The organism is Streptomyces termitum, from assembly GCF_014650175.1.
Taxonomy (GTDB): Bacteria; Actinomycetota; Actinomycetes; order Streptomycetales; family Streptomycetaceae; genus Streptomyces; species Streptomyces termitum.
In genome coordinates, this window is record NZ_BMUL01000004.1 from 97,537 (window position 1) to 121,930 (window position 24,394).

The 24,394-nt window shown below is 75.7% G+C and carries 19 protein-coding genes; 3 read left to right on the forward strand and 16 right to left on the reverse strand.

What is annotated here, in order from left to right:
- Nucleotides 1–55: 55 nt before the first annotated feature.
- From IE219_RS09010 to IE219_RS09050, 9 genes are all read right to left on the reverse strand, one after another.
- A complete protein-coding gene (locus tag IE219_RS09010; RefSeq protein ID WP_189976068.1) occupies nucleotides 56–1,414 on the reverse strand; it encodes a M20/M25/M40 family metallo-hydrolase in 1,359 nt (452 codons plus the stop codon).
- Nucleotides 1,415–1,430: 16 nt separating this feature from the next.
- Nucleotides 1,431–2,552, reverse strand: coding sequence for an acyl-CoA dehydrogenase family protein (locus tag IE219_RS09015; RefSeq protein ID WP_189976069.1), 1,122 nt, complete (start codon nucleotides 2,550–2,552; stop codon nucleotides 1,431–1,433).
- 118 nt (nucleotides 2,553–2,670) lie between these two features.
- Nucleotides 2,671–3,837 (reverse strand): acyl-CoA dehydrogenase family protein, encoded by a 1,167-nt coding sequence (locus tag IE219_RS09020; RefSeq protein WP_189976070.1) that lies wholly within the window; start codon nucleotides 3,835–3,837, stop codon nucleotides 2,671–2,673.
- The gene (locus IE219_RS09025; protein WP_189976071.1) at nucleotides 3,834–7,202 is read right to left on the reverse strand and encodes a non-ribosomal peptide synthetase; all 3,369 of its coding nucleotides are present in this window, start codon (nucleotides 7,200–7,202) and stop codon (nucleotides 3,834–3,836) included. Before IE219_RS09025 ends, IE219_RS09020 begins: the two co-directional genes overlap by 4 nt.
- A gap of 5 nt (nucleotides 7,203–7,207) precedes the next feature.
- Nucleotides 7,208–8,077 carry a [LysW]-aminoadipate kinase gene (locus IE219_RS09030; RefSeq protein ID WP_189976072.1) on the reverse strand — a complete coding sequence of 290 codons (870 nt, stop codon included), beginning with the start codon at nucleotides 8,075–8,077 and terminating at the stop codon, nucleotides 7,208–7,210.
- 120 nt (nucleotides 8,078–8,197) lie between these two features.
- Complete coding sequence (gene argC, locus IE219_RS09035; RefSeq protein WP_189976073.1) at nucleotides 8,198–9,223, reverse strand: N-acetyl-gamma-glutamyl-phosphate reductase; 1,026 nt, start codon at nucleotides 9,221–9,223, stop codon at nucleotides 8,198–8,200.
- 3 nt (nucleotides 9,224–9,226) lie between these two features.
- Complete coding sequence (locus tag IE219_RS09040; protein WP_189976074.1) at nucleotides 9,227–9,397, reverse strand: lysine biosynthesis protein LysW; 171 nt, start codon at nucleotides 9,395–9,397, stop codon at nucleotides 9,227–9,229.
- A gap of 104 nt (nucleotides 9,398–9,501) precedes the next feature.
- A complete protein-coding gene (locus IE219_RS09045) occupies nucleotides 9,502–10,554 on the reverse strand; it encodes a BtrH N-terminal domain-containing protein (protein WP_189976075.1) in 1,053 nt (350 codons plus the stop codon).
- Nucleotides 10,544–11,125: a beta-sandwich domain-containing protein gene (locus IE219_RS09050; protein WP_506004923.1), complete on the reverse strand. Its 582-nt coding sequence runs from the start codon at nucleotides 11,123–11,125 to the stop codon at nucleotides 10,544–10,546. The genes IE219_RS09045 and IE219_RS09050 overlap by 11 nt, the downstream gene beginning before the upstream one ends.
- Before the next feature lie 21 nt (nucleotides 11,126–11,146).
- On the opposite strand from IE219_RS09050, the gene IE219_RS09055 reads away from it, so the two are divergent.
- A complete protein-coding gene (locus IE219_RS09055) occupies nucleotides 11,147–12,004 on the forward strand; it encodes a GNAT family N-acetyltransferase (RefSeq protein ID WP_229849672.1) in 858 nt (285 codons plus the stop codon).
- Between the two features lie 28 nt (nucleotides 12,005–12,032).
- Here the strand turns inward: IE219_RS09055 and IE219_RS09060 are convergent, their stop codons facing one another.
- The 7 genes from IE219_RS09060 to IE219_RS09090 are packed head-to-tail and all read right to left on the reverse strand — an operon-like array spanning nucleotide 12,033 to nucleotide 18,361.
- On the reverse strand, nucleotides 12,033–13,046 hold the full coding sequence (locus IE219_RS09060; protein WP_189976078.1) for a transketolase family protein: 1,014 nt from the start codon (nucleotides 13,044–13,046) through the stop codon (nucleotides 12,033–12,035).
- Nucleotides 13,043–13,903 (reverse strand): transketolase, encoded by an 861-nt coding sequence (locus tag IE219_RS09065; protein ID WP_308434016.1) that lies wholly within the window; start codon nucleotides 13,901–13,903, stop codon nucleotides 13,043–13,045. Before IE219_RS09065 ends, IE219_RS09060 begins: the two co-directional genes overlap by 4 nt.
- Nucleotides 13,900–15,255 (reverse strand): DegT/DnrJ/EryC1/StrS family aminotransferase, encoded by a 1,356-nt coding sequence (locus tag IE219_RS09070; RefSeq protein ID WP_189976079.1) that lies wholly within the window; start codon nucleotides 15,253–15,255, stop codon nucleotides 13,900–13,902. Before IE219_RS09070 ends, IE219_RS09065 begins: the two co-directional genes overlap by 4 nt.
- Nucleotides 15,252–15,608: a hypothetical protein gene (locus IE219_RS09075; RefSeq protein ID WP_189976080.1), complete on the reverse strand. Its 357-nt coding sequence runs from the start codon at nucleotides 15,606–15,608 to the stop codon at nucleotides 15,252–15,254. The genes IE219_RS09070 and IE219_RS09075 overlap by 4 nt, the downstream gene beginning before the upstream one ends.
- A complete protein-coding gene (gene lysX, locus IE219_RS09080; RefSeq protein WP_229849673.1) occupies nucleotides 15,605–16,474 on the reverse strand; it encodes a lysine biosynthesis protein LysX in 870 nt (289 codons plus the stop codon). Before lysX ends, IE219_RS09075 begins: the two co-directional genes overlap by 4 nt.
- The gene (locus IE219_RS09085) at nucleotides 16,471–17,574 is read right to left on the reverse strand and encodes a M20/M25/M40 family metallo-hydrolase (RefSeq protein ID WP_189976399.1); all 1,104 of its coding nucleotides are present in this window, start codon (nucleotides 17,572–17,574) and stop codon (nucleotides 16,471–16,473) included. Before IE219_RS09085 ends, lysX begins: the two co-directional genes overlap by 4 nt.
- 16 nt (nucleotides 17,575–17,590) lie before the next feature.
- A complete protein-coding gene (locus IE219_RS09090; protein ID WP_189976081.1) occupies nucleotides 17,591–18,361 on the reverse strand; it encodes a 2OG-Fe dioxygenase family protein in 771 nt (256 codons plus the stop codon).
- Nucleotides 18,362–18,511: 150 nt separating this feature from the next.
- Between IE219_RS09090 and IE219_RS09095 the strand changes: the two genes are divergently transcribed.
- Together IE219_RS09095 and IE219_RS09100 are read left to right on the forward strand one after the other, a co-directional pair.
- On the forward strand, nucleotides 18,512–23,782 hold the full coding sequence (locus IE219_RS09095; protein WP_189976082.1) for a MupA/Atu3671 family FMN-dependent luciferase-like monooxygenase: 5,271 nt from the start codon (nucleotides 18,512–18,514) through the stop codon (nucleotides 23,780–23,782).
- The gene (locus IE219_RS09100; RefSeq protein ID WP_189976083.1) at nucleotides 23,779–24,312 is read left to right on the forward strand and encodes a flavin reductase family protein; all 534 of its coding nucleotides are present in this window, start codon (nucleotides 23,779–23,781) and stop codon (nucleotides 24,310–24,312) included. Before IE219_RS09095 ends, IE219_RS09100 begins: the two co-directional genes overlap by 4 nt.
- Nucleotides 24,313–24,394 lie beyond the last annotated feature (82 nt).

The following is a 24,394-nucleotide window of genomic DNA, read 5'->3' on the forward strand; positions in this document are numbered from 1 at the left end:
GTCACTGGCCTTCGTCGTCAGGTCGGCGGGTGTCGGCGTCGTGCGGTGGGGCGGGTCAGGGGTGGGAGCGCAGCAGCTCGGTCAGGCAGCGGGTGCCGAACTCCAGGGCCGTCACGGGGATCCGCTCGTCGGCGCAGTGCAGCAGTCGGCGGTGCGGGCTCCCGGCGGGCAGCAGCAGCGGCAGCCAGCCGTAGCAGCGGATGCCCAGGCGGGCGAAGACGGTGGCGTCGGTCGTGGCGGGGCTCATCACCGGCAGCGGGACCGCCTCGGGGTCGGCCTCGCGCAAGATCGCCTCCAGCCGGTCGTAGAACGGCCCGAACTCGGGCTCGGCGATCAGCTCGGGGCGGACCCGGGGGTCCTCGTGGAGCAGCTCGATCCCGATGGCGTCGTCGCCGTCGCCGTCCCCGCCGATCAGGGCGCGGATCTCGGCGACCAGGTCGGCCACCTCGAACTCCCCGGGCAGGATCCGTCCGTCGACGTCGACGGTGATCTCCGCGGGCATCATGTTGATCTTGTGTCCGGTGCGGACCACCGTCGGGTTGACGGTGTGCCGCAGCACCGAGTCCAGTTGCAGCGCCTCGTTCAGCGGCAGCCCCCCGGGCGGCGCGTCGCCCTCGCGGTCCTCCCGCAGCCGGGCCACCGCCCCGGCCAGCGGCTCCGGCAGCGCCCCGGCCAGCGCGGCCAGCATGCGGTCGGCGGCCGGCATCTGGTGGCGCGGCAGCCGGGCCCCGCTCAGCGCCGTCAGCACGGCACCGAGCCGGGCCGTCGGACTGCCCGGCGCGGCCAGCCGCGAGGCGTGCCCGCCGGGCCCGCGCAGGGTCAGCCGCAGCCAGCCCGGCCGCTTCTCGGCCACCACCACGGGGTGGAAGCGGATGCCGGCGAGTTCGATCCCGGCGCCGCCCTCCTCGCCGATCGCGTACCGCACCCCCTCGAACAGTTCGGGGTACCGCTCGACGAGGAACGCGGCGCCCGCCCCGCTGCCGTCCTCCTCGTCCGCGACGACCGCGAGGATCACGTCCCCGGCGGGCCGTTCCCCCGCCGCGCGCAGCCGGAAGAGCGCGGACAGCATCATGGCGAGGCCGCCCTTCATGTCGATCGCGCCGCGGCCCCACACCTCCCCGTCCACGAGCCGCCCCTCGAACGGCGGGTGCGTCCACTCCTGCCCGGTCACCGGCACCACGTCGGCGTGCGCGTGCAGGAGCAGCGGCGGGGCCTCGCCCCGGCCCGGGAAGCGGACCACCAGGTTGGTGCGGTCCGCGCTGGGGCCGACCACCTTGTAGTCCGTGATCCCCTCGGCGACCAGCAGCCGTTCGAGGTGGGCGATCAGGCGCCCCTCGTCGCCGGGCGGATTGACGGTCTCGATCCGGATCAGGTCCCGCAGCAGCGGTACCGGGTCCAGCGGGGAGTCGTGCATGGCGGGGCCTTTCGGATCAGCGGGGGTTCGGGACGGGGGCGGACGCCGCCGCCTCGCGCAGCAGCTCGGTGCCGGTGCCCAGCCACTGGGAGTCCACGGCGGCGCGGCGCAGGAACAGCTGGGCGTCGCCGGCCTCCGTCATGCCGTGCGCGCCGTGCAGGTGCACCGACTCGGCGGCCGCCCGCCGGGCCAGCTCGCCCGCCAGGTACAGGGCCTGCGCCCCGCCGCGGCGCACGTCCCGGCCCCGGTCGGCGGCCGCGGCCTGCGCGCGGGCGAAGGCCGCCGCGGTCGCCGCCTCCGCGGCCAGCGCGGCCAGCCGGTGGGCGGGCGCCTGCTGCCGGGCCAGCGGCCCGCCGAAGGCGTGCCGCGACCTCAGCCGCTCGGCGGCCAGGTCCACCGCGGCCCGGGCGGCGCCCGCCAGCGCGGCGGCGTGCCGGACGCGGGCGGCGGCCAGCACCCCGGGCCAGAGCGCGCCCACCGGGTGGACGGCCCCGGACACGGCCGCCCGGTCCAGCCCGACCGCGTACAGGTCGCCGCGCCCGATGTCGTCGCGGCGGGTCAGGCGCACCCCGGGCTGCTCGCGGGGGACGAGCGCCAGGACCGTCTCCCCGTCGGACCGGGTGCCGACCACCACCAGGTGGCCGCAGTCCGCGGCGAAGGCGGTGAAGGGCCGGCGGCCGTCGACCGCGTACCCGTCCGCCTCCCGGCGCACGGTGAGCGCCCCGGGCCGGGCCGGGCCGCTCAGCCCGTCCTCCCGTACCGCGAGGGCCAGCGGGGCCGCGCCGAGGGCCGCCGCGTCGAGCAGCGGTCCGTACGCCGGGTCGCCGGTGGCGGTGAGCAGGGCGGCGGCCGTCACGGTGTCCGCGTACGGGCTCTGGTAGAGGGCGGCGCCCATCAGTCCGGCGAGGGCGGTCCGCTCCTCCTCGGCGCGCGGGCCGAGGGCGCCCAGTTCGGCCAGGGTGGCCCACACCGCGTCCCGGGTGCCGGCGTCCTCCTCCCCGAGCCGGGCCGAGGGCCCGTCGGCCGCGCCGCGCGGCCGCTCCCCGAGGCGGCGCAGCACCGGCGCCAGCTCGGGACCGAACAGTTCCCTCAGCTCGCCGGGCACGGCCGCGTACGGGTCGGGTGCTCCGCGCATCATGGATGACCTGCGCTTTCTGCCACGGTCGGGGGTGTCGGTCGGGTCGGTTTCGATACGGCGCCGGGGACGCGGGTCCCGTCCCGCGCCGGGGTCCCTCCCCGGCCGAGGGCGCGGGGGCTCACAGCAGCCCCAGGCCGTTGGCGGCGATGAGGGAGAGCATGACCTCGGAGGTGCCCGAGGCCAGCCGGTGCGAGGGGCCCATGCGCAGCGCCGCCTCCAGCACCCCGCCGTCGGGCGCGGCGCCGTCCCAGGCGGTCAGCACCCCCTCCAGCCCGCAGATCTCCAGGCCGAGGTCGAGCACGGGCCGGATCTGCTCGGTGACGTACCACTTGGCCATCGCCGAGCCGACCGGGTCCGGGCGGCCCGCTTCGAGGTTGCGCACCTGCTGCCAGGCCATGGCGTGCCCGGCGCGCAGCCGGGCGTCCAGCGCGGCCAGCGGCAGTGCGTACGCCGGGTCGTCGAGGCGGCCGGTGGCCGCCGCCCGCTCGGTCACCAGGTCCAGCAGGCGGCGGGCCTTGGCGTGGAAGTCGATCCCGGTGCGCTCCAGTTGGAGCAGGTCGTTCATCAGGGCCCAGCCGTTGTCGACCTCGCCGACGACGTCGGCCCCGGTCAGGCGCACCCCGTCGACGACGACCACGGTGAACCGGTCGTTGCACAGCGACGGAAGGGGCTCGACGTGGACGCCGGGGGAGCGCAGCGGGAGCAGGAAGAGGGTGATGCCGTGCATGGCCACCGACGACTCGGTGGTGCGGGCCGCGCACAGCGCCACGTCGCCGAACTGCGACTTCATGTTGAAGGACTTGCGGCCGTACAGCCGCCAGCCGTCGCCGTCGCGGCGCGCGGTGGTGCGCAGCGCCGACAGGTCGGACCCGGCCTCCGGCTCGGTGAACAGGACGGTGGCGATCTCCTCGCCGGCGGCCAGCGCCGGAAGGTACCGCTTCTTCTGCTCCTCGGTGCCCACCTCCAGCAGGAACCGGCCGACGATGTCGATGCCGAGGACGTGCACGTCGTCGGGGATCCCGGCGAGCGTCATCTCCTCGGTGACGAGGGCGGCCTCGGCCGCGCCCAGACCGGCCCCGCCGTACTCCTCGGGCCAGTTCGGGGCGAGCCAGCCCCGCTCGCCCAGCCAGCGGTGCACCGGCAGCCGGGCGGCCTCGGTGTCCGGCGGGTAGGCGGCGATCTCGGCGGCCAGGGCGCGGACGCGCTCCTCGGCGAGCAGGGCGCGCACCCGCCCCCGGAACTCCTCCTCGGCCGGGGTCAGGGCCCCCGGGTGTCCGCCGGTCACCGCGCACCGTCCGGACCGGCCTCGGCGCGCTCCAGCAGGGCCAGCAGCTCGGCGTCGTCGGCCGCGGCCAGCTCCCGCTCCTCGACCAGGTCGGCGAGCTGCCCGAGGGTGGTGTGGACGAACAGGTCGCGCAGTTCCAGGTCGACGCCGAAGCGCTCCCGGATCCGGGCCGCGAACTGGGTGATCTTGAGCGAGTTGCCGCCGACGGCGAAGAAGCCGTCGTGGACGCCGAAGCCGCCCCGGCCCAGGAGTTCCTCCCAGATTCCGGCGAGCGCGAGCTGCGTGGGCGTCGAGGGGGCCTCGAACTCCACCGCGCCGACGGCCTGTCCGGGCTCCGGCAGACGGGCCCGGTCCAGCTTCCCGCTCGCCGCGCGCGGCAGTTCGCCGAGCACCGCGAAGAGGGCGGGCACCAGGTGCGCGGGCAGCCGTCCGCCCAGCCGCCGGCGCAGTTCCCCCTCGTCCGGCACGGCCGCCCCGGGAGCGGCGACCAGGTACGCCACCAGCCGGGCGTCGGCGCCCTCGCCGTGGGCGACGACGACCGCCTCGGCGATCTCCGGCTCGGCGGTCAGCGCCTGCTCGATCTCGCCGGGCTCGATGCGCAGTCCCCGGATCTTGACCTGCTGGTCGACGCGGCCCCGGAACTCCAGGCTCCCGTCGGCCCGGCGGACCACGAGGTCGCCGGTGCGGTAGAGCCGTCCGCGCTCCCCGTCGGCGCCGGTGTCGGGGCCGTACGGGTCCGGGACGAACTTCTGCCCGGTCAGCTCGGGATTGCCGAGGTAGCCGCGGGCCACCCCGACGCCGCCGACGAGCAGTTCGCCCGGCACGCCGACGGGCACGAGGGCGCCGAACCGGTCGACCACGTGCGCCGTGTAGTTGGCGAGCGGGGTGCCGATGGGCGGCATCGCGTCGTGCACGGTGTGCGGGCACCGGTGGTCGAGGCAGGCGACGGTGGCCTCGGTGGGGCCGTACCCGTTGTGGAACTCGCGCCCGGGGGTGTTCCAGCGGTTGACGAGTTCGCCGGGGAAGGCCTCCAGGCCGACGAAGAGGGTCCGCAGCTCCGGCAGCGCGGCCGGGTCGAGCGCCCCGAGCACCGCGGGCGGCAGGTCGGCGACGGTGACGTGCTCGTCGCGCATCAGGGCGGTCAGCCGGTCCGGGTCGAGCAGGGTCTCGCGCGGCGCCTGCACCAGGGCGGCGCCGCTGGTCAGCGCGGAGAAGAAGTCGAACAGGCTGACGTCGTACGAGGGGTTGGCGAACTGGAGCACCCGGTCCCCGGGGCCCATCCGGAACAGCTCGGTGATGGCCCGCGCGAAGTTCACGATCGAACGGTGCTCGACCTGGACGCCCTTGGGGCGGCCGGTCGAACCCGAGGTGAAGATCACGTACGCGAGGTTCTCCGGGCCCGCCGAAGCAGGCGGCCGGCCGGGCGCGGGCCCGTCCGCGAGCGCCGGGTCGTCGGCGAGCACGGCGGTCGTCCCGTCCGGCAGCCCGGCGGCCAGGTCGGCCGTGGTGACGGTGACGAGGGCGCCGGCCTCCTCCAGGAGCAGCCGCCGGCGCTCGGCCGGATGGTCCGGGTCCAGCGGCAGGTAGCCGCCGCCCGCCTTGTGCACGGCGAGGAAGGCCACCGGCAGCACCGGGCCGCGCCGGGCGAGCACGCCCACCACCGACTCGGGCCCGACCCCCCGCGCGCGCAGCGCGTGGGCGAGCCGGTCGGCCCGCTCGTCGAGCTCCCGGTAGGTCAGCGAGGTGCCCTCGTGCACCACCGCCACCGCGTCCGGGTGGGCGTCGGCCACGGCCTCGACGAGCTGGTGCAGGCACAGCTCCTCGGAGCCGTACGCGCGCGCCGTGTCGTTCCAGTCGTGGACCAGCCGCCGCCGCTCCCCGTCGGTGAGCAGCGGCAGCTCGCTCAGCCGCAGGTCCGGGTTCTCGGTGACGGCCCGCAGCAGCCGGGCGTAGTGCCCGAACAGCCGCTCGATGCGGTCGGTGTCGAACAGTTCGGTGGAGTACTCGGCCCACAGCCGCAGCCCCTGGCCGGGCACCTCGGTCAGCTGCACCGCCAGGTCGAAGCGGGCGGTGCCCGGGTCGACCGGGTAGGGCTCGGCGGACAGCCCGCCGGCCTCGGCCTCGGCCGCCGCCGCGTGCTGGAGGGTGAAGCAGGTCTGGAAGAGCGGGTTGCGGCTCGGGTCGCGCTCGGGGGCCAGCTCGTCCACCAGGGTGCCGAACGGCAGGTCCTGGTGGAAGTGGGCGCCCATCACCGTCTCGCCGGTGCGCCGCAGCAGCTCGCGGAAGGTCGGGTCGCCCTCCGTGGAGGTGCGCAGGACCAGGGTGTTGGAGAAGAAGCCGATGAGGTTCTCGATCTCCGGGCGGGTGCGGCCCGAGAAGACCGAGCCGAGGACGATGTCGTCCTGGCCGGTGTAGCGGGACATCAGCGCGGTGAAGGCGGCGAGCACCACCGTCAGCAGGGTGGCCCGCTCGGCGAGGGCCGTGCGGTGCAGTCCGCGCAGCAGTTCGTCCGGCAGCATCTCGGTGAGCGTGGCGCCGTCCCGGGTCGGGTCGGCGGGCCGGGGGCGGTCGGAGGGGAAGTCGAGCGTCGCGGCGCCCGCCAGCCGCTCGCGCCAGTACGCGAGCTGCTTGTCCAGTACCTCGCCGCTCAGGTGGCCGCGCTGCCACACCGCGAAGTCGGCGTACTGCACCGGGAGTTCGGGAAGTCCGGAGGCCGATCCGGCGATCTCGGCCCGGTAGAGGGCGACGAGTTCGCGGGTCAGGATGTCGGTGGACCAGCCGTCGGTGGCGATGTGGTGCATGGCCAGGACGAGGACGTGCTCCTCGGGCCCGAGCCGCACCAGCGACACCCGCAGCGCGTGCTCGGCCGCCAGGTCGAAGGAGTGCCTGACCTCGGCCCGCACGTGCGCCTCGACGGCCGCCTCCCGCTCGGCCGCGCCGAGCGCCCCGAGGTCGGTGACGGGCAGCGGGACCTCGGCGGGGGCGGGGTCCACGTGCTGGTGGGCCACCCCGTTCAGCTCCGGGTAGCGGGTGCGCAGGATCTCGTGCCGCCCCACCAGCGCCGTCAGCGCCCGCCGGAACGCCGGCAGGTCCAGCGGCGCCCGCAGCCGCAGCACCGACGGCGCGTTGTAGACCGGCCTGCCCTGCGACCACTGGTTCAGGAACCACAGCCGCTGCTGCGTGAACGACAGCGGCAGGGCCCGGTCCCGGGCCGCCGGGGTGATCGAGGCGCTCGTCGTGCGCACCGCGGTGCGCTGCCGCTCGCGCAGCGCGAGCAGCGCCTTGCGGGTGTCGGCGAGGCTGCGCGCGCTCGCCCCGGAGGCGGTGGCGGCGGCCGTTGCCGCCCCGGTCGTCGTCTCGGCCATCGTCGTCAGCTCCCCGTCGTCGTCAGCGGCGCTGCGCCGCCCGTCTCGTGTACGGCGGCCAGCCGTACGGTGGTCCCCGCGCCGCCGAGCGCGCCGGAGACCGGGTTCCGCACCCGGCCGTCGGCCACCACCACCTCGGCCACCGAGCCGAGCAGGGCCTCCCGGGCCGCCTGGAGCTTGGCCCGCATGCCGCCCACGGCCGCGTCCCCGACCGGGCCCTCGGCGGGCACCCGGTACTCGGGCAGCAGCGAGGACTCGTCGCGGTGGTCGGCCAGCACGCCCGGCGCGCCCGTCAGCAGCACCAGCCGCTCGGCCCCCAGGGCGGCGGCGACGGCGGCGGCGGCCCGGTCGGCGTCCACGTTGACCGCCGTGCCGTCCTCGGCGAGGGCCGGCGGGGACAGCACGGGCACGACGCCGGCGTCCAGGAGCAGGTTCAGCAGTGCCGGATCCACCGCGCGGATCCGGCCGTTGTGGTCGTCGCGGATCATGACGGTGCGGCCGTCGAGCACCGCGCGGTGCGCGGCCGTCCGCCGGGCCGTGACGGTGGCCCCGTCGAGGCCGGTCAGCCCGGCGGCGCGGGCGCCGTACCGGCCGAGCGCCGCCACCAGGGCGGGCTTGACCTTCCCGGCGAGCGCCAGTTGGAGCACCTCCAGGGTGGCCGGGTCGGTGTAGCGGCTGGAGGAGCCGCTGGGCGTGGTCAGCCGGCGCTGGGGCACGCCGAGCCGCTCCGCCAGCAGGTCGACCTCGGCGGCCCCGCCGTGCACCAGCACGACACGGCGGCCCGCGGCGGCCAGGGACGCGATGTCGGCGCACATCGCGTCCCGGTCGATCGCCGGGCTGCCACCGCATTTGACGACGGTGACGGGGTGAATCATGTGTCGCTGCCTCTCGGATCGGTACGGCGCTTGCGAAGGGGAACGGGGCCGGGCGGGGGCCCGGCGCCACCGGGGGAGGAGCCCCGCCGGCACCGGCCCGGTCGCGCGGGCCCGGCGCGGTCAGATCGGGTGCAGCCCCGGGAAGCCCAGGGCGGTCCGCTCGTCCCAGCCCATGCGGATGTTCATGCTCTGTACGGCGTTGCCCGCCCCGCCCTTGACGAGGTTGTCCAGCGCCCCGATCACCAGCAGCTCGCGGCTCGCCGCGTCGTAGGCGAAGCCGACGTCGCAGTAGTTGGAGCCGAGCAGCAGCTTGGGCTCGGGGAAGCGGTAGTTGCCGCGCTTCTGCGCGATGACGCGCACGAACGGCTCCCGCGCGTACGCCGCGCGGTAGGCCGCGCGGATCGCCGCCTCCGTGACGCCCGGCCGGGCGGTGGCCCGGACGACCACCTGCACCCCGCGCACGGCGTCCACCCCGGTGGCCGTCATCCGCGCGTCCAGGCCGGTGGCCTGGCTGATCTCGGCCTGGTGGCGGTGGCCCAGGGGCGCGAAGACCCGCAGGACGTTGCTGCGTTCGGAGTGCAGGTTCATCTCGCCGGCCGAGGCGCCCGAACCGCTGGAGCCCACCCGGCCGTCCACGGTCACCCGGGACTCGATCAGGTCCGCCGCCGCGAGCGGGTTCAGGGCCAGGATCGACGCGCTCGCCATGCAGCCCGGCACGCTGACCAGATCGGCGGTGCGCAGGTGCTCGCGGTGCAGCTCGGGCAGACCGCTCACCGCGTCCGCGAGCAGCTCCGGCGCCGGGTGCTCCCGGCCGTAGTGCCTGCGGTACAGGGCGGGGTCCTTCAGCCGCAGGTCGGCGCTGAGGTCGAAGACCACCTTGCCCCGGGCGGCGAGCCCGGCCCGCCCGGCGGGGTCGTCGAGGCTGGAGGCGGTGAAGAAGAGGACGTCGCACTCGGGCAGCTGCTCCGGTGCGACATAGCTGAGGTCGGTCAGACCCCGGAGGTTGGGGTGCGTGCCGTCGACCCGCCTGCCGGACAGGCGGGTCGACGTGGCGGCCACCACCTCGACCTCGGGGTGGCCGAGCAGCATCCGGAGCAGTTCGCCCCCGATGTACCCGGCCCCGCCGACGATCCCGGCGCGGATCACCCCCTACTCACCCCAGTCCTCTTCGGTCTCGGGAGCCAGGGCGATGATCAGCGGTTCCCGCGAAACGATTTCGAGCTCCGCCATGCATTCCGCGCACTCGACGATCTCGTTGAGTTCCACCTCGGGTGCGACGGAGACGTCCCCGGTGCACTCCGGGCATGCTTCCTTGAGCAAGACGGCATCCTTTCCATGCGGTATTCGGAATTCTTTGCGCGGGCGTTTTCGCCGCAGGTCGAGCCTGCCGGGCGCGCCTTCGCGCAGTCAGTCGGGGATAACCCCTACGCGCCCGAAAGGGCGGCCCTGCGGCGGTCGAGGCGGGCCTGGAGGCCGTCCAGGGCCCGGTCGTAGGCGTCGAGCAGCGCGCTGGTGCGGCGCAGCAGCGCGGGCACCGCGGCGGCCCGGTCCGGGCCCGCCGTGGCCACCGCGATGCGCAGGGCCGACCAGTGGTGGGCCACCCGGTCCACCTCGCGCGCCAGCTCGGCCAGCCGCGGCTCGCCGAAGCGCCGTCCCGCCGCGCGCAGGAACTCCGCGTGCAGCCCGGTCACCGCGAGGACCGGCCCGATGACGACGAAGGCCTCGTCGCCCGCGGCCGGGTCGCCGGGCAGCCGGTCGACCGCCTCCACCAGGAAGGAGCGCAGCCCCGCGAGCCCGCGCAGCCGGCCCGCCGCGACGTCGGCCGCGTCCGGCTCCGCCCGCAGCCCGCGCAGGTTCGCGGCGGTCACCCGGTCCACGAAGTCCGGGTCGAAGGCCGGCTGCTCCGGCCCGATCCGCACCTCCAGCCAGCGGTTGGCGATCGGGTTCGCGGTGAAGAACAGGTCCCGGTCGTGGTGGACCGGATTGCCGGAGTCCCGGGCCGCCTCCAGCGCGGCCAGCGGGATGGTCCCCTGGAAGGCGGGCGGCACCGGGTCGGCCACGAACACGTCGCCGGTGGTGTCGTCGAAGCCGTACAGCACCATCAGGTGGTTGGTGTGCACGTCGCGGTGGGCCGGCCGGAACGGCAGGTGGAAGTTGTCGGCGGCCACCGCGACGGGCGTGCCCGCCACCAGCGCGGCCCGCACCTGCTCCCAGCCCTCCCGGGCGCCGGCCGGCTCGTGCCAGCGCGAGCGCACGTCGTGGAAGGGGGCCAGCCCGCCGAAGAGGTCCTCGGCCGCGCCCGGGAAGTAGTACTCCTCGCGGCGGACGTCGCCCGCCGGGTAGTCGAAGCCCCAGCCGGCCCCCAGCGCCTGCACCGGGTCCAGGCCGTGGAAGTCCAGGAGGACCCCGGCCGTCGTGTGCAGGCAGTGCGACAGCTCGTGCCGCCAGTAGCCGACGGGTCCCAGTTCAACGCGCAAGACGGCTCTCCTCGTCCGCAGTGACGGTCATCGCGAAGACGTGCATCGCCGGGTTGTCCGGCAGCCGCACCGCGGCCAGCGGCGCGGGCACCCGCACCGGCACCCGCTGCTGCCAGAGCGACGGCGCGTGGTGCCGGTGGGTGTGGCGGGGATAGCGCATGCCGCTCGTGGAGAAGGCCAGGGGCTCCCCGAAGTACGGGGCGGTCTGGGGCCAGAAGTCGCTCATCCGCAGCCACTCCCGGCGCACCGTGCCGTCCGCGTGGTGCAGTTCGACCTCGTCCTCGGTGCGCCGCTCGGCGGCGCCGACCAGGCCGATCCAGTCCCAGCGGCCGGCCGGCAGCTCCACCAGCTGGCCCCGGCAGCGGACGTTGTCCCCGGCGCCGGTGTCCCGGGCCGGGAACGCGAAGACGGTCCCCTCCAGCTCCACCAGGGAGCCCGGCTCCGGAAGTTCCTCCGCCGGAAAAGTATTGCGCCAGATATTGAACCCGTACTCCCCGGACGTGTCCGGAGGCTGTATTCCGCGATTGTTGAAATGCGCGGACAGATTGACGACGGTGTTTCCCAATCCCATCACATCCACTATGTTGCGGCTGTGCTCACCACAGAAAAGGCGGCCACTGCCGTCGATATCCAGATACGATTCCTCGACTCCGCCGCCGGTGCCCCGGAAGGACTCTGCGAGGCGGTGGCGGCGGTCACCGCGGACGCCTACGCCGCGGGCGACCCGGTCCCCGGCCTGCCCGTCGCCGACGGCGCCCGCGAGCGGGCGGCCGACGTCCGCGCGGACCTCGCCGCGGGCCACGGCCTGTGGGTGGCCTCCCTCGACGGCGCGACCGCCGGCGCGGTGCGGGCCGTGGTCCGCCCCGACGGCGACTGGGAGGTGCGCCGCCTCGCGGTCTCCCCCCGGGTGCGCCACGCGGGCCTCGGCCGGCTGCTGCTGCGCCGCCTGGAGGCCGCGGCCGCGGCCGCGGGCGCCCGGCGGGTGGTGCTCGACGCCGTGGTGGAGCGGGGCAACCCGGCCTTCTACGCCCGGGTCGGCTTCCGCACGGTGCGCCACTTCGGCGCCGCCGACAAGCCGCTCTCCGAGGTCCACATGGTGCGCGACCCGTCCGCCCCGCCGGAGCCCGGCCGCCCCTGCGCCCCCGTCGGCGACGGCCGGGCGGTGTCCTGGTGGGCCGCACCGGACGGCACCCTCTGCCGCACCGGCGCGCCGCTGCCCGAGGGCCCCGAGGAGGGGCTGCTCGGCATCGACGTGCTGCCCGGCACCGCCGCCGCCCGGTGGCCGGAGGCCGAAGCGGCGCTGGCGGCCCGCGCCGACCGGCGCACCGGGGACGGCCTGTTCTTCGCCGGGCCCGCCGCGCGGATCGCCGCGTTCGCCCAGCCCCGGCTGGTCCACCCCGGCCTGCTGGCCTGGTGGCGCGCCCCGGCGGCCCGCGCCCCGCGCCCCTGAACCGGGGCCGGGGCGCCCGCCGTACGGCTCACCGCGCGGCGGCCAGGGAGGCCGCCGCCGCGACGATCCGCTCGGAGGAGACCCCGGCCAGCTCCAGCAGCTCCCGCTCGTCGGCCACGTGGTCGAAGAACCGGTCCGGCACGCCGATCCGGTGCACCCGGCACGGCGCCTCCTGCGTCACCACCTCGCAGACCGCGGCCCCCAGGCCGCCCACCACCAGGTGGTCCTCGACCGTGACGATGCCGCCGGTCTCCCGCGCCGCCGCGAGCACGGCCTCCCGGTCCAGCGGCTTGATCGTGTGCATGTTGAGCACCCGGGCCGACACGCCCCGCGCCGCCAGCTCGCGCGCCGCCTCCAGCGCCATCGACACCGGGTGGGGGCCCGTCGCCACGATCGTGACGTCCGTGCCCGCCCGCAGCTCCCGCGCCCTGCCGACGGTGAACTCGTACGGCTCCTGGTGCACGAGCGGCGTCGCGGCCCGGCCCAGCCGCAGGAACAGCGGGCCCGGCAGACCGGCCGTGGCGCGCACCGCGTACTCGGTCTCCACCGCGTCCGCCGGCACCACCACGGTCAGGTTCGGCAGCGTCCGCAGGATCGCCAGGTCCTCCACCGCGTGGTGGGTGGGCCCGTAGTGCCCGGCCGAGAGGCCCGCGTGCGTCGCGACGATCCGCACCGGGAGGCCGTTCCCCGCGACGTCGATCTTGACCTGCTCGCAGGCGCGGGCCGCCGCGAACCCCGACAGGGTGTTCGCGTACGGCAGCAGCCCGGTCGCCGCCAGCCCCGCCGAGACGCCCATCAGATTGGCCTCGGCGATGCCGACGTTGACGTACTGCTCCGGCAGCTCCTCGCCGAACAGCGTCTCCAGGCCGCCCATGTCCGAGTCCACGCAGACGATCCGCGGATCGGCCCTGGCCAGCTCCAGCAGCGTGCGGCGGTACACCTCGCGGGCGGGCACCGCGTACCGCTCCTCCCAGGACGGCCCGGCGTCCCCGGTCGGCGTCCCGGCCGGTGCCGGGGCCGTCTCCGGCATCGTGGCGGTCATCGTGCCCTCCTCGCGTTCAGACCGGTCATGGCCCGCTGGAGCAGCCGAGGCGTCAGCCGCACCGAATGGGACTTCTTCTTGCCCTCGAACAGGGGCACCCCGCGGCCCTTCACCGTCCGCGCCAGCACCACCGTCGGCCGTCCGGAGGCGTCCGGCAGCCCGGCGAACACCGCGCGCAGCGCGTCCAGGTCGTGGCCGTCCACCTCCTCCACCGCCCAGCCGAAGCTGCGCCACCGGTCGCCCAGCGGCTCCAGGCTCACGCACTCCTCGGTGGAGCCCGAGATCTGCAGCCCGTTGCGGTCGACGACCGCGACCAGGTTGTCGAGCCCGTGGTGGCCCGCGTTCATCGCGGCCTCCCACACCGAGCCCTCCTGGAGCTCGCCGTCGCCGAGCAGGGCGAAGGCGCGGCCCGGCCGCCCCGTGCGGCGCAGCCCGAGCGCGACCCCGGAGGCCAGCGACAGGCCGTGCCCCAGGGAGCCGGTCGGGAACTCCACCCCGGGCAGCCGCCGCAGCGGGTGCCCGGCCAGCCGGCTGCCGGGCGCGCCGTAGGTGGCGAGCTCGGCCCGGTCGATGAAGCCGCGCTGGGCCAGCACGGCGTACAGGGCGGCGCTCGCGTGCCCCTTGCTGAGCACGAACCAGTCGCGGCCGTCCCAGTCGGGCCGCTCCGGCCGCAGCCGCAGCACCTCGTGGTAGAGGACGGTCAGCACGTCGGCCGCGGACAAGCTGCCGCCGACGTGGGTGCCGTGCGCGGTGGTGCCCATCCGCAGCACGAGCTCGCGCACCTCGTGCGCCAGGGCGGCCAGGTCCGGCGGCTCCGCCGCGACGGGGACCGGGGACGGCTCGGCCAGGATGCTCACGCGTTCTCCTCCGGGGTGCTGACCGCGGCGTGCCACGGCGGGCGGTACTCCATCGCCCGCGCCAGCGGCAGCAGGTCGTCGATCCGGTCCCAGACCTTCTCGAAGGCCAGCGCGCACCGGTCCAGGACCGGTCCCGCCGCCGGGTTGAGGTGGATCCGCTGGATCGTCACCGAGTCCTCGATCACGGCCAGCGAGACGGGGAAGTCCGCGATGTCGTGCCGGGGGCGCGCCGCGCCCTCGATCCGCCACGGATAGCCGCCGAAGCCGGACAGCTCGCGGAACGCCCGCTGCCCCGGCACCGGCACCACCTGGTACGGGGCCACCGGCACGCCCTCCGCCTTCAGCGCCCGCTGGAGCACCGCGCGCAGGGCGCCGTCGGAGAGCTCGGGACGGCCCAGGCCCGCCGCGGAGAAGCGCAGCCGCAGGATGTGCCAGGCGTGCGTGCGGTCGGCGGGCACCCGCGGGACGATCAGCCCCGGCAGCCGGCCGATCCGGTCGAGGAAGGACTCCACGTTCTTGGCGCGCAGCGCGTGGTACTCGTCGAGCCGGGCCAGCTGGCGGCGGGTGAAGGCGGCCTGCACCGCGCTCAGCTTCTCGTTGCCCGCCAGCACCCGCGAGATGTAGTCGCGGTCCCGGCCCGCCCGCAGGTCCTCGCCGAACTGGCGGCGCAGCACGATCCGTTCGTACAGCTCCTCGTCGTCGGTGGTGATCAGCCCGCCCTCGCCGCAGGTCGGCAGGTTCTTGACCACGTTGAGGCTGGTGGCGTTCACGTCGCCGATCGAACCGGCCCGGCGGCCCCGGTACTCGGCGCCCTGGGCCTGCGCGGCGTCCTCGACGAGCTTCAGCCCGTGCCGGTCGGCGAGCGCGCGCAGCGCCGTCATGTCGGCGGGCAGGCCGTGCAGGTGCACCACGACGATCGCCCGGGTCCGCTCGGTGATCGCCGCGGCGGCCGCCTCGGGGTCCATGGTGAAGGTGACCGGGTCCACGTCGACGAAGACGGGCACCAGCAGCCGCTGCACCACCGGGATCGCCGTCCCGATGAAGGTGAGCGCGGGCACCAGCACCTCGGAGCCCGGCTCCAGGTCCAGCGCGGCCAGCGCCAGTTCCAGCGCCGCCGTCCCGTTGGAGACGGCCGCGCAGTAGCGCGTCCCGGTGTAGGCGGCCCAGTCGCGCTGGAGGGCGGACACCTCGCCGCGCCCGGCGTCGTTGGAGGTGAACAGCCCGCCGTCGAGCACGCTGCGGACCGCCGCGTGCTCCTCCTCGGTGATCACCGGCCAGCCGGTGAGCTCCTTGCCCATGTCCTGCCGGCGCAGCGACTTGGCGCCGCCGAACATCGCCAGTGTGCCGCTCATGTCGTCACCAGACCGCTCTCGTGGGGATCGGGCAGGCCGGCCGGGGCCGGTGCCACCGTGGTCAGCGCGAGGAGGTCGATCCCCTCCCGCTCGGGCAGCCGTACGCCTTCCAGCGCGTCGCGCCGGGTCACCGGCACGCGCAGCCGTACGGCCTCTCCCGCCGGGACGCCGGCGGTCTCGGGGTCGGTGCCGCCGGCGAAGTGCAGCCACAGCGTCACCTCGGCGGCCTCCCGGGCGCGCACCGTCAGGTGCAGCCAGTCGCAGCGGCCGCCGGGCAGCTCCAGCATCCGGCCGTCGAAGGGCACCGGGCCCTCCAGCGGCACGGCGGCCAGCCGGCCCGGTCCGGCGCTCACTCCTCCTCCCAGGCGGCGAGCCGGGCCTCGACGTAGTCCACGTACGCGCCCACCAGATCGGTGCCCAGGACCTCGATGGCACCGTGGAACTCGGGTGTGTGGTTCACCTCGTTGACGACCATCCGGCCGTCCCGGTGCTCGATGACGTCGACGCCGAGGACGCCCTCGCCGATCGCCTCGGCGGTCCGGGTGAGGAGCTTGACCAGGTCGTCGGTGAGCGGGCACACCTCGGTGCGGCCGCCGAGCGCCGTGTTGGTGCGCCAGTTCTCGGAGATCTTGTAGATCGCGCCGACCACCTCGCCGCCGAAGACGTACGCCTTGATGTCCCGGCCGGGCTTGTCGATGTACTCCTGGACGTAGGTGATCCGGTGGTGCGGGCCCGGTAGCGCCGCCCGGTGCTCGAAGATCGCCTCGGCGCCCTCGTGGTCGTGCAGCCGGGCGCCCATCCGGCCCCAGGAGCCGGTCAGCGGCTTGACCACCGCGGGATAGCCGAAGCCGTCCAGGGCGTCCAGGGCCGAGTCCGGGACCAGCCCGACCATCGCCCGGGGCGTGGGCAGCCCGCCCTCGCGCAGGGCGAGGGTCGTCAGCAGCTTGTCCCCGCAGAGGTTGATGATCCGCGAGCTGTTGAGCACCGGCACGCCCTGGTGCTCCAGGAGCCGGCTCGCGTACGCGTTGCGGGTGTGCGAGATCTCGCGGCTCAGCGCGCCCCGGTAGGGGAGCGTGTCGGAACCGTCGAGGAGGAACGTCAGGCGCCGGGTGTCGAGCTGTTCGAACTCGATGTCCCGCTTGCGCAGTTCGGCCAGGAGGAGACGCTCCTCCAGGCGAACGCGCGAGGTCAGTACCGCCAACGGTCGTCGTGTGGTCACGGCGTGCCGCCTCCCATGCAGTCGAGGGCACCGGTCGTGGTGCGCAGAGTGGCCACCGACCGCTCCAGCCGCGGCAGCGCCGCCGTCAGGACGTCGATGGCAGTGAGGTATTCGGGCAGGGCGATGTGCTCGTCGCCGGTGTGGCAGAGGCGGGAGTCGCCGGGGCCGTACGCCGCCGTCGGCACCCCCCAGACCGGGCCGACGACGTTCCAGTCGGCGGTGCCCAGCTTCAGCTTCGCCGCCGGCCGGGCGCCGCCCTCGCGGATCGCCGCCGACAGCGCCTTGACCACCGGGTCCGTCCGCGGGGAGCGCACCGCCTCGACGTGCTCGACGACGGTGATCCGCCGCCCGCCCGCCAGCCCGGCGAGCGCGGCCCGGAAGGCCGGCGCGTCGAAGTGCACCGGCACCCGGCACGACACCTCGACCGAGGCCCGCTCCAGACCGCCCTCCAGGGCGATCACCGAGGGCAGCGCCCGGTCGAAGAGGGCGGGCGCCGCCCCGGGGCCGTACCGCTCCGCCAGCCAGGCCCGCACGCCGAACCAGAAGTCGGCGACGAGCTCCGCGGCCGTCGGCTCGGGCGAACTGGTGTGGGCGGCCGGCTGCTCGGCGTCCATCCGGAACCGGAAGACGCCCTTGTAGCCGATGCCCACGCAGTCGGCGCCGCTCGGCTCGCCGATCACCAGGGCGTCCGGCCGCGACAGCCCGGCCAGGTGGCGGGCCCCGGTCGAGGTGCGCTCCTCGTCCACCGCGCCGACCACCGTGATCCGCGCGCCGGTGGTGTCCGCGAGGCGGGCCGCCGCGCAGACGAACGCGGCCAGCGGCCCCTTCGCGTCGACCGCGCCCCGCCCGTACAGGACGTCGCCCGACAGCCGGACCGGCACCTCGCCCGGCACGGTGTCCATGTGGCCCAGCAGCATCAGGCGCGGGCCGTCGGCCGGCCCCACCGAGCCGTGCGCGTTCCCGGCCGCGTCGAGGTGCGCGTCGAAGCCGAGCCGGTCCATCGCCGAGACCAGGAAGGCCCCGACGGCGGCCTCCCCGCCCGACACGGACGGGATGCCGACGAGCGAGCGCAGCAGCGCGGTCTCCTCGCGGCGGTCCATGGCGCCCACGCCCGCGTCACCCGCCGGCCGGAACGGCCGGATTGAGGTCCACCAGCAGCATGTCGCGGATCGCCGTGCCGCCCAGCGGACCGATCGGGGACACCTCGTGCGTCACCCGGGAGTCGTCGACGAACATCGAGTCCAGCGGGTCCAGCAGGGTCAGCCGGACCGGCTCGCCGCCCTCGGGGTGCACCGTCGAGAGACCTCCCCCGCACCGGTCCCGGCGCAGCAGGTGCATCCCGATGTACGCGTGCCCGTCCCGGTGGCGGCCCTCCGGCGTCGGCTCGCCCTCGCCGCCCGGCTCGGCCAGGACGCGGATCAGGTGGACGCCGACCTCCCACGCGGACGTGCCGCCGAGCCGGGTGGCCGCCCGGGCGTCCATCCCCACCAGCGCGAGCATCCCCTCGTGCAGCAGCACCTCGGGCGGGACCGGCGCGAACACCCGCTCCCGCCCCCGCCACATGCGGATCACGTCCTGGCGGAACGCGGTGTGCGGCAGCGGCGCGAACGACGTCGAGCCGTCCGCCGCCACCTCCACCCGCAGCCGCCCGTAGCGGCGCAGCCGGAACAGCTTCCCGCCGGGGATGCCGGTGTCCGGCTCCAGGTCCTCCCAGGCCGCGCGGAACTCCTCCAGGGCGTCCGCCGGCAGCAGCTGCCGGACCCGGTCGCCGCGCAGGCAGGCGAAACCGGTCCGGGCCGTCTCCCGGGCCAGGCCCTCGGCGCAGTCGCCGGCCGGCGGTCGGATGCGGACGGCCCCGTCCGGCGCGGTCACTCCCGTACTTGTCACGATCGCCCCTTCAGCAATGATGCGTATGACCGGCGATCACGCTGCCGGTCCGGGCCGCGCCGAAGGAGTCCGGATTTCCCCCGACTCCACCCGCGCGCCCGCCCCGGCCAGGCTTCGGGCCAGACACACACGTCGACGAGGAGCCCCGGCATGCCGCGAAACGTCAACGACCGACTGGCACAGCTCACCCCGCAGCAGCGCGCCGCGCTCCTGCGGGAGCTGCGCGCCAACCGTGAGCCGCGGCAGGCCGGCGACCGCATCGCCGCCGCCGGCCGCGACGAGCCCCTGCCGCTGTCCTCCGTGCAGCAGAGCCTGTGGTTCCTCGACCAGTGGTCCGACGGGCTGGCCTTCTACAACACCCCCCTCGCGCTGCGCCTGCGCGGCCCCCTCGACGTCCCCCTGCTCCGCACCGCCCTGAGCACCGTCGTCGCCCGGCACGAGACCCTGCGCACCCGCTACCTCGCCACCCCCGACGGCCCGCGCCAGATCGTCGACGCGCCCGCCCCCGCCGCCCTGGAACTGCTCGACCTCTCCGGGCTGCCCGCCGACGAGCGCGACGCCCGCACCCGCGAGCGGGCCTCCCGCGAGGCCCGCCGCCGCATCGACCTGTCGGCCGACCCGATGCTGCGCGCCACCCTCGTCAAGCAGGGCCCCGACGAACACGTCCTCGTGCTGTCCATGCACCACATCGCCACCGACGGCTGGTCCACCACCCGCATGGTGCAGGAACTCACCGAGTGCTACCTGGCCGGCCGCGCCGGACGCACCCCCGTCCTGCCCGAACTCCCCATCCAGTACGCCGACTACGCCGTCTGGCAGCGGGACCGGCTCGCCGGCGAGGCCGGCGCCCGCGACCTGGCCTACTGGCGCGAACGGCTGGAGGGCATGCCCGCCCTCGCCTTCCCGTCCGACCGGCCGCGCCCCGCCGATCCGAAATGGACCGGCGCCGAGGTCGCCGCCCACCTCGAACCGGCCCTCCACCGCGACCTGGAGGCCCTCGCCCGCGGCGCGGGCACCCGGCTGCTGCCGGTCGCCGTCGCCGGACTCGCCGCCCTCATGTCCCGCTACACCGGCCAGGACGACATCGCCCTCGGCTCCGTCTTCTCCGGCCGCACCCGCACCGAGTTCGAGCCGCTCATCGGCTACTTCGCCAACACCGTCGTGCTGCGCACCTCCACCGCGGGCGACCCCACCTTCCGCGAGCTGCTGGCCCGCACGAGCGACACCGTCTCCGACGCGCACAAGCACCAGGAACTCCCCTTCGACCAGCTCGTCGGCGACCTGCGCCCCGACCGCGACCAGAGCCGCAACCCCCTCTTCCAGCACGCGATCTACCAACTGGGCACCCCGGTGGAGACCGTCCGCATGGGCGACATCGAACTCACCGGCCTGCCCCTGCACATGGGCACCACCAAGTTCGACTGGACGATCGGCCTCTCCGAGCGCTCCACCGGCGGCATCGACCTGATGACCGAGTACGCCACCGAACTCCACGACGCCGACCGCGTCGAGCGGATGGTCGGCCACTACCGCCGCGTCCTGGAGAGCGCCGTCGCCCACCCCGGCGCCCGCCTCTCCGAACTCGCCGTCCTCACCCCCGCCGAGCACGAGCGGATCGTCGTCGACTGGAACGACACCGCCGTCCCCGTCGACACCGACGGCGGCGTCCCCGCCGCCTTCGCCGCGCAGGTCGCCCGCACCCCCGGCGCCACCGCGGTCGTCCACCGCGGCGCCTCCCTCGACTACGCGGCCCTGGACCGGCGCGCCAACCGGATCGCCCACCGCCTGCGCGCCCTCGGCGCCGGCCCCGGCACCCTGGTCGGCGTCTGCCTCACCCGCGGCCCCGACATGCCCGCCGGCCTCCTCGGCGTCCTCAAGTCCGGCGCGGCCTTCGTCCCCCTCGACCCCGACCACCCGGCGGCCCGCCTCGGCCACGTCCTCGGCGACGCCCGCCCCGCCGCCGTCCTCGTCGACGCCGACAGCACCGCCCGGCTCACCGCCGCGGCCGCCCTCGCCGACGGCCCCGCCCCCGCCCTCCTCGACCTCTCCGCCGGCCTCCCGGACGACGTCCCCGACACCGACCCGGGGGTCGCCGTCGGCGCGCACGACCTGGCGTACGTCACGTACACCTCCGGCTCCACCGGCCGCCCCAAGGGCGTCATGGTCGAGCACGCCCAGCTCCTGAACCTCTTCCGGGGTCTGGACGACCGGGTCGGCGAGCACTCGCCGGGCACCTGGCTCGCGATCAGCAGCATCTCCTTCGACATGTCCGAGGTCGAGATGTTCTGGACGCTGACCCGGGGCTTCAAGGTGGTCGTGGCCTCCGGCCGCCCGCACGAACTCCTGCGTTCGGCGCCCGCCCGGCGCACCCGCCCGATGGAGTTCGGCCTCTTCTACTTCGCCAGCGACTCCGGCGACGACGCCCCCGGCGGCGACCGCTACCGGCTCCTGCTGGAGGGCGCCCGGTTCGCCGACCGGCACGGCTTCTCCGCCGTGTGGACCCCCGAGCGCCACTTCCACGCCTTCGGCGGCCTCTACCCCGCCCCCTCCGTCACCGCCGCGGCCCTCGCCATGGTCACCGAGAACGTCGCGATCCGCTCCGGCAGCGTGGTCATGCCGCTGCACCACCCGGTGCGCGTGGCCGAGGAGTGGTCCGTCGTCGACAACCTCTCCGGCGGCCGCGTCGGCATGGCCTTCGCCTCGGGCTGGCTCCACGACGACTTCGTCTTCGCCCCCGGGAACTACGAGGACCGCAAGCAGGTCATGATCGACGGGGTGCGGACCGTGCGGTCGCTGTGGCGTGGCGAGCCCGCCACGCTGACCGCCGGCAACGGCGAGGACGTCGAGATCCGCATCCGGCCCCGGCCCGTCCAGCCCGAACTGCCCGTCTGGCTCTCCTCCGGCGGCACCCCCGCCACCTTCAAGGCCGCCGCCGAACAGGGCGCCAACATCCTCACCCACCTGCTCGGCCAGGACCTCGACCAGCTCGCCGACTCCATCCGGCTCTACCACGACACCTGGCGGGAGACCTTCGGCACCGAGGGCGGCAAGGTCACCCTCATGCTCCACACCTTCCTCGGCGAGGACCGCGACCGCGCGCTGGAGCTCGTCCGCGAACCCTTCATCGACTACCTGCGCACCTCCCTGGACCTGGTCCGGGTGCTCGGCCAGCGGATGGGCGTCGACGTGGACCCCCGCAACCTCGCGGAGGACGACCTCGACGCCCTCCTCGGCCACGCCTTCGACCGGTACGTCCACACCAGCGGCCTCTTCGGCACCCCCGAGGACTGCCTGGAACTCATCGACCGGCTCTCCGCCATCGGCGTCGACGAACTCGCCTGCCTCGTCGACTTCGGCATCGACACCGACGAGGTGCTGGGCGGCCTCGACCACCTCGACCGGCTGCGCGTCCTCGCCGAGGCCCCGCGGGGACGGGACGCGGAGGAGGACGGCCCGTCCGCCCGCCCCGGCCACCACGCCTCGCTCGCCGAACTCATCGCCGAGCACGGCGTCACCCACCTCCAGTGCACGCCCTCCCTCGCCCAGCTGATGCTCGACGACCCCTCCGGCGCGGCCCGCGAGGCCCTCGGCGCCCTCGACGTCCTGCTCGTCGGCGGCGAGGCGGTGCCCACCGCGCTGGCCCTGCGGCTGCGCGAGGCCACCGGCGCCGGCCTGTACAACATGTACGGGCCCACCGAGACCACCGTCTGGTCCACCGCCGGGGCCGTCGACGGCCGCGACACCGGGGCCCCCACCGTCCCCGTCGGCACCCCGATCGCCAACACCGCCGTCTACGTCCTCGACCCGCACGGGGCACCGCTGCCCGCCGGGATCCCCGGCGAGCTCCACATCGGCGGCGACGGCGTCTCCCGGGGCTACCACAACCTGCCCGAGCTGACCCGCGAGCGGTTCCTGCCCGACCCGTTCCGGCAGGACCTCGTCCCGGGCGCCCGCATGTACCGCACCGGCGACCTCGCCAAGTGGCTGCCCGACGGCCGCCTGGAGTTCCTCGGCCGGGGCGACGACCAGGTCAAGGTACGCGGCTACCGCGTCGAACTCGGCGAGGTCGAGACCGCGCTGCGCGAGGCCCCCGGCGTCGGCTCCTGCGTGGTCGCCGCCCGCGGCCCGGCCGGCGCCCCCTACCTCGCCGCCTATGTGGTGGCCGCTTCCGGTCAGGACGCCCCCGGGGCCGACGAGCTCCGCGCCCACCTGCGCGAGCGGCTCCCCGAGTTCATGGTGCCCGCCCGCTACACGGTGCTGGACGCGCTCCCGCTCAACGCCAACGGCAAGGTGGACCGCTTCCGGCTGCCCGACCCGGCCGCCACCGCCTCCGGCGGCCCCGCGCAGGCACCCGTCACCCCCACCCAGAAGATCCTGGCCGAGGTGTGGCAACAGCTCCTGGAGGTGCCCGCCGTCGGCATCCACGACAACTTCTTCGACCTCGGCGGCCACTCCATCACCGTGATCCGGGCCGTCGACCTCGCCAACAAGCGCGGCGTGCGCGTCACCGCCCGCCAGCTCTTCCAGCACCAGACCGTGGCCGAACTCGCCGCCGCCGCCGACCAGGAGACCGCCCCGGCGGCCACGGCCGGGGCCGTGCCCCCGCCGGGCGGCACCCTCACCCTCCTCAGGTCCGGCACCGGGCAGCTGCCCCCGCTGTTCTGCGTCCACTCCAGCACCGGCACCTCCGCCTCCTACTTCCCGCTGGCCCGGCACATCGAGGAGGACCGCACCGTCTACGGCGTCGACGCCGCGCCCATCGTCCCCGGAGCTCCCGAGGAGTCCCTCGACCGGCTGGCCCGCCGCTACCGGGACGCGATCCGCGAGGTCCGGCCGGAAGGCCCGTACCACCTGCTCGGCTGGTCGCTGGGCGGCGGCATCGCCTGGGCGATCGCCTCGCTCCTCCAGGAGGAGGGCGCCGAGGTGGAGCTGCTGGCCCTCGTCGACACCCAGCCCCCGGCCGAACTGCCCGAACCGCTCGGTCACGCGGAGTCGGTCTGCGCCTTCGCCGACAGCTTCGCCCTCTCCATGGGCCGGCCCCCGCTGCGGCTCGACCCCGCCGAGGTGCGCGACCTGCCGGAGGAGGCCGCGTACGAGGCCGTGCTCGGCCGGCTCGCCGAGGCGGGCCTGGTCCGCACCGGGGAGAACGACGAGATCCTGGCCCGGGCCCGGATGTTCACCGCCATGACAAGGGCGGCCTCCACCTGGCGGGCCACCCCCTACCGGGGGCCCGTGGAACTGCTCGTGGCCGACGACCCGGGCGACCTGGAGTGGTTCCGCCGGGGCTGGGAGCGGCACGCCGACGGCCCGGTCCGCACCCGGCTCGTGCCCGGCACCCACTTCACCGTCATGCAGGGCACCGGCGCCAAGGACATCGCCGCCGTGCTCGCCGAGCCGCGCGCGGAAGGCCGGCTCGGATGACCGTCACGGAGACTCCCCGGGCCGCCCGGCCCGCCCGTGACGCCCTGCTGCGGGCGGTCTTCCGCCAGCACGCCGCCGGCGTCGCGGTGATCACGGCCCGGGGGGCGGACGGCCGCCCCCACGGGTTCACCGCGACCTCGCTGATCTCGGTCTCCGCGGAGCCGCCGGCCCTGGCCTTCGCGATCTCCACCGGGGCCTCCAGCTGGCCGGCGGTCGCCGGGGCCGCGTACGTCGGGGTGCACCTGCTGGGCGAGGACCAGGCCGCGCTGGCCGCCGTCTTCGCCCGCAGCGGCGCCGACCGGTTCGCCGCGGCGCGCTGGTCGCCCGGCCCCTGCGGGAGCCCGGTGCTCTCCGGGGCGCTCGCCTGGCTGGAGTGCCGGGTGACGGCGCGGGTCCCGGCGGGCGACCACCGCATCGTGGTCGCCGAACTGGTCGGGGGCGACCCCGGCCCGGCCGACCGCCTCCCCCTCCTCTACCGCGCGGGCGCCTTCACGGCCCTGCGCCCGCAGCCCCCGGCCCACGAGCCCTGACCGACACCGGCCCGCCGGCCCCCTGGCCGGTAACGGCCACCGGGGCACCGGTACCGGCCGCCGGGGCGTCACGACCGGCCGC

Coding starts and splice junctions, on each gene's coding strand:
- IE219_RS09060 (WP_189976078.1), bottom strand. CDS start 13,046: ATGACCGCCACGATGCCGGAGACGGCCCCGGCACCGGCCGGGACGCCG.
- IE219_RS09025 (WP_189976071.1), bottom strand. CDS start 7,202: ATGGCCGAGACGACGACCGGGGCGGCAACGGCCGCCGCCACCGCCTCC.
- IE219_RS09030 (WP_189976072.1), bottom strand. CDS start 8,077: ATGATTCACCCCGTCACCGTCGTCAAATGCGGTGGCAGCCCGGCGATC.
- IE219_RS09015 (WP_189976069.1), bottom strand. CDS start 2,552: ATGATGCGCGGAGCACCCGACCCGTACGCGGCCGTGCCCGGCGAGCTG.
- IE219_RS09085 (WP_189976399.1), bottom strand. CDS start 17,574: ATGGACCGCCGCGAGGAGACCGCGCTGCTGCGCTCGCTCGTCGGCATC.
- IE219_RS09070 (WP_189976079.1), bottom strand. CDS start 15,255: ATGAGCGGCACACTGGCGATGTTCGGCGGCGCCAAGTCGCTGCGCCGG.
- IE219_RS09095 (WP_189976082.1), top strand. CDS start 18,512: ATGCCGCGAAACGTCAACGACCGACTGGCACAGCTCACCCCGCAGCAG.
- IE219_RS09100 (WP_189976083.1), top strand. CDS start 23,779: ATGACCGTCACGGAGACTCCCCGGGCCGCCCGGCCCGCCCGTGACGCC.
- IE219_RS09050 (WP_506004923.1), bottom strand. CDS start 11,125: ATGGGATTGGGAAACACCGTCGTCAATCTGTCCGCGCATTTCAACAAT.
- IE219_RS09010 (WP_189976068.1), bottom strand. CDS start 1,414: ATGCACGACTCCCCGCTGGACCCGGTACCGCTGCTGCGGGACCTGATC.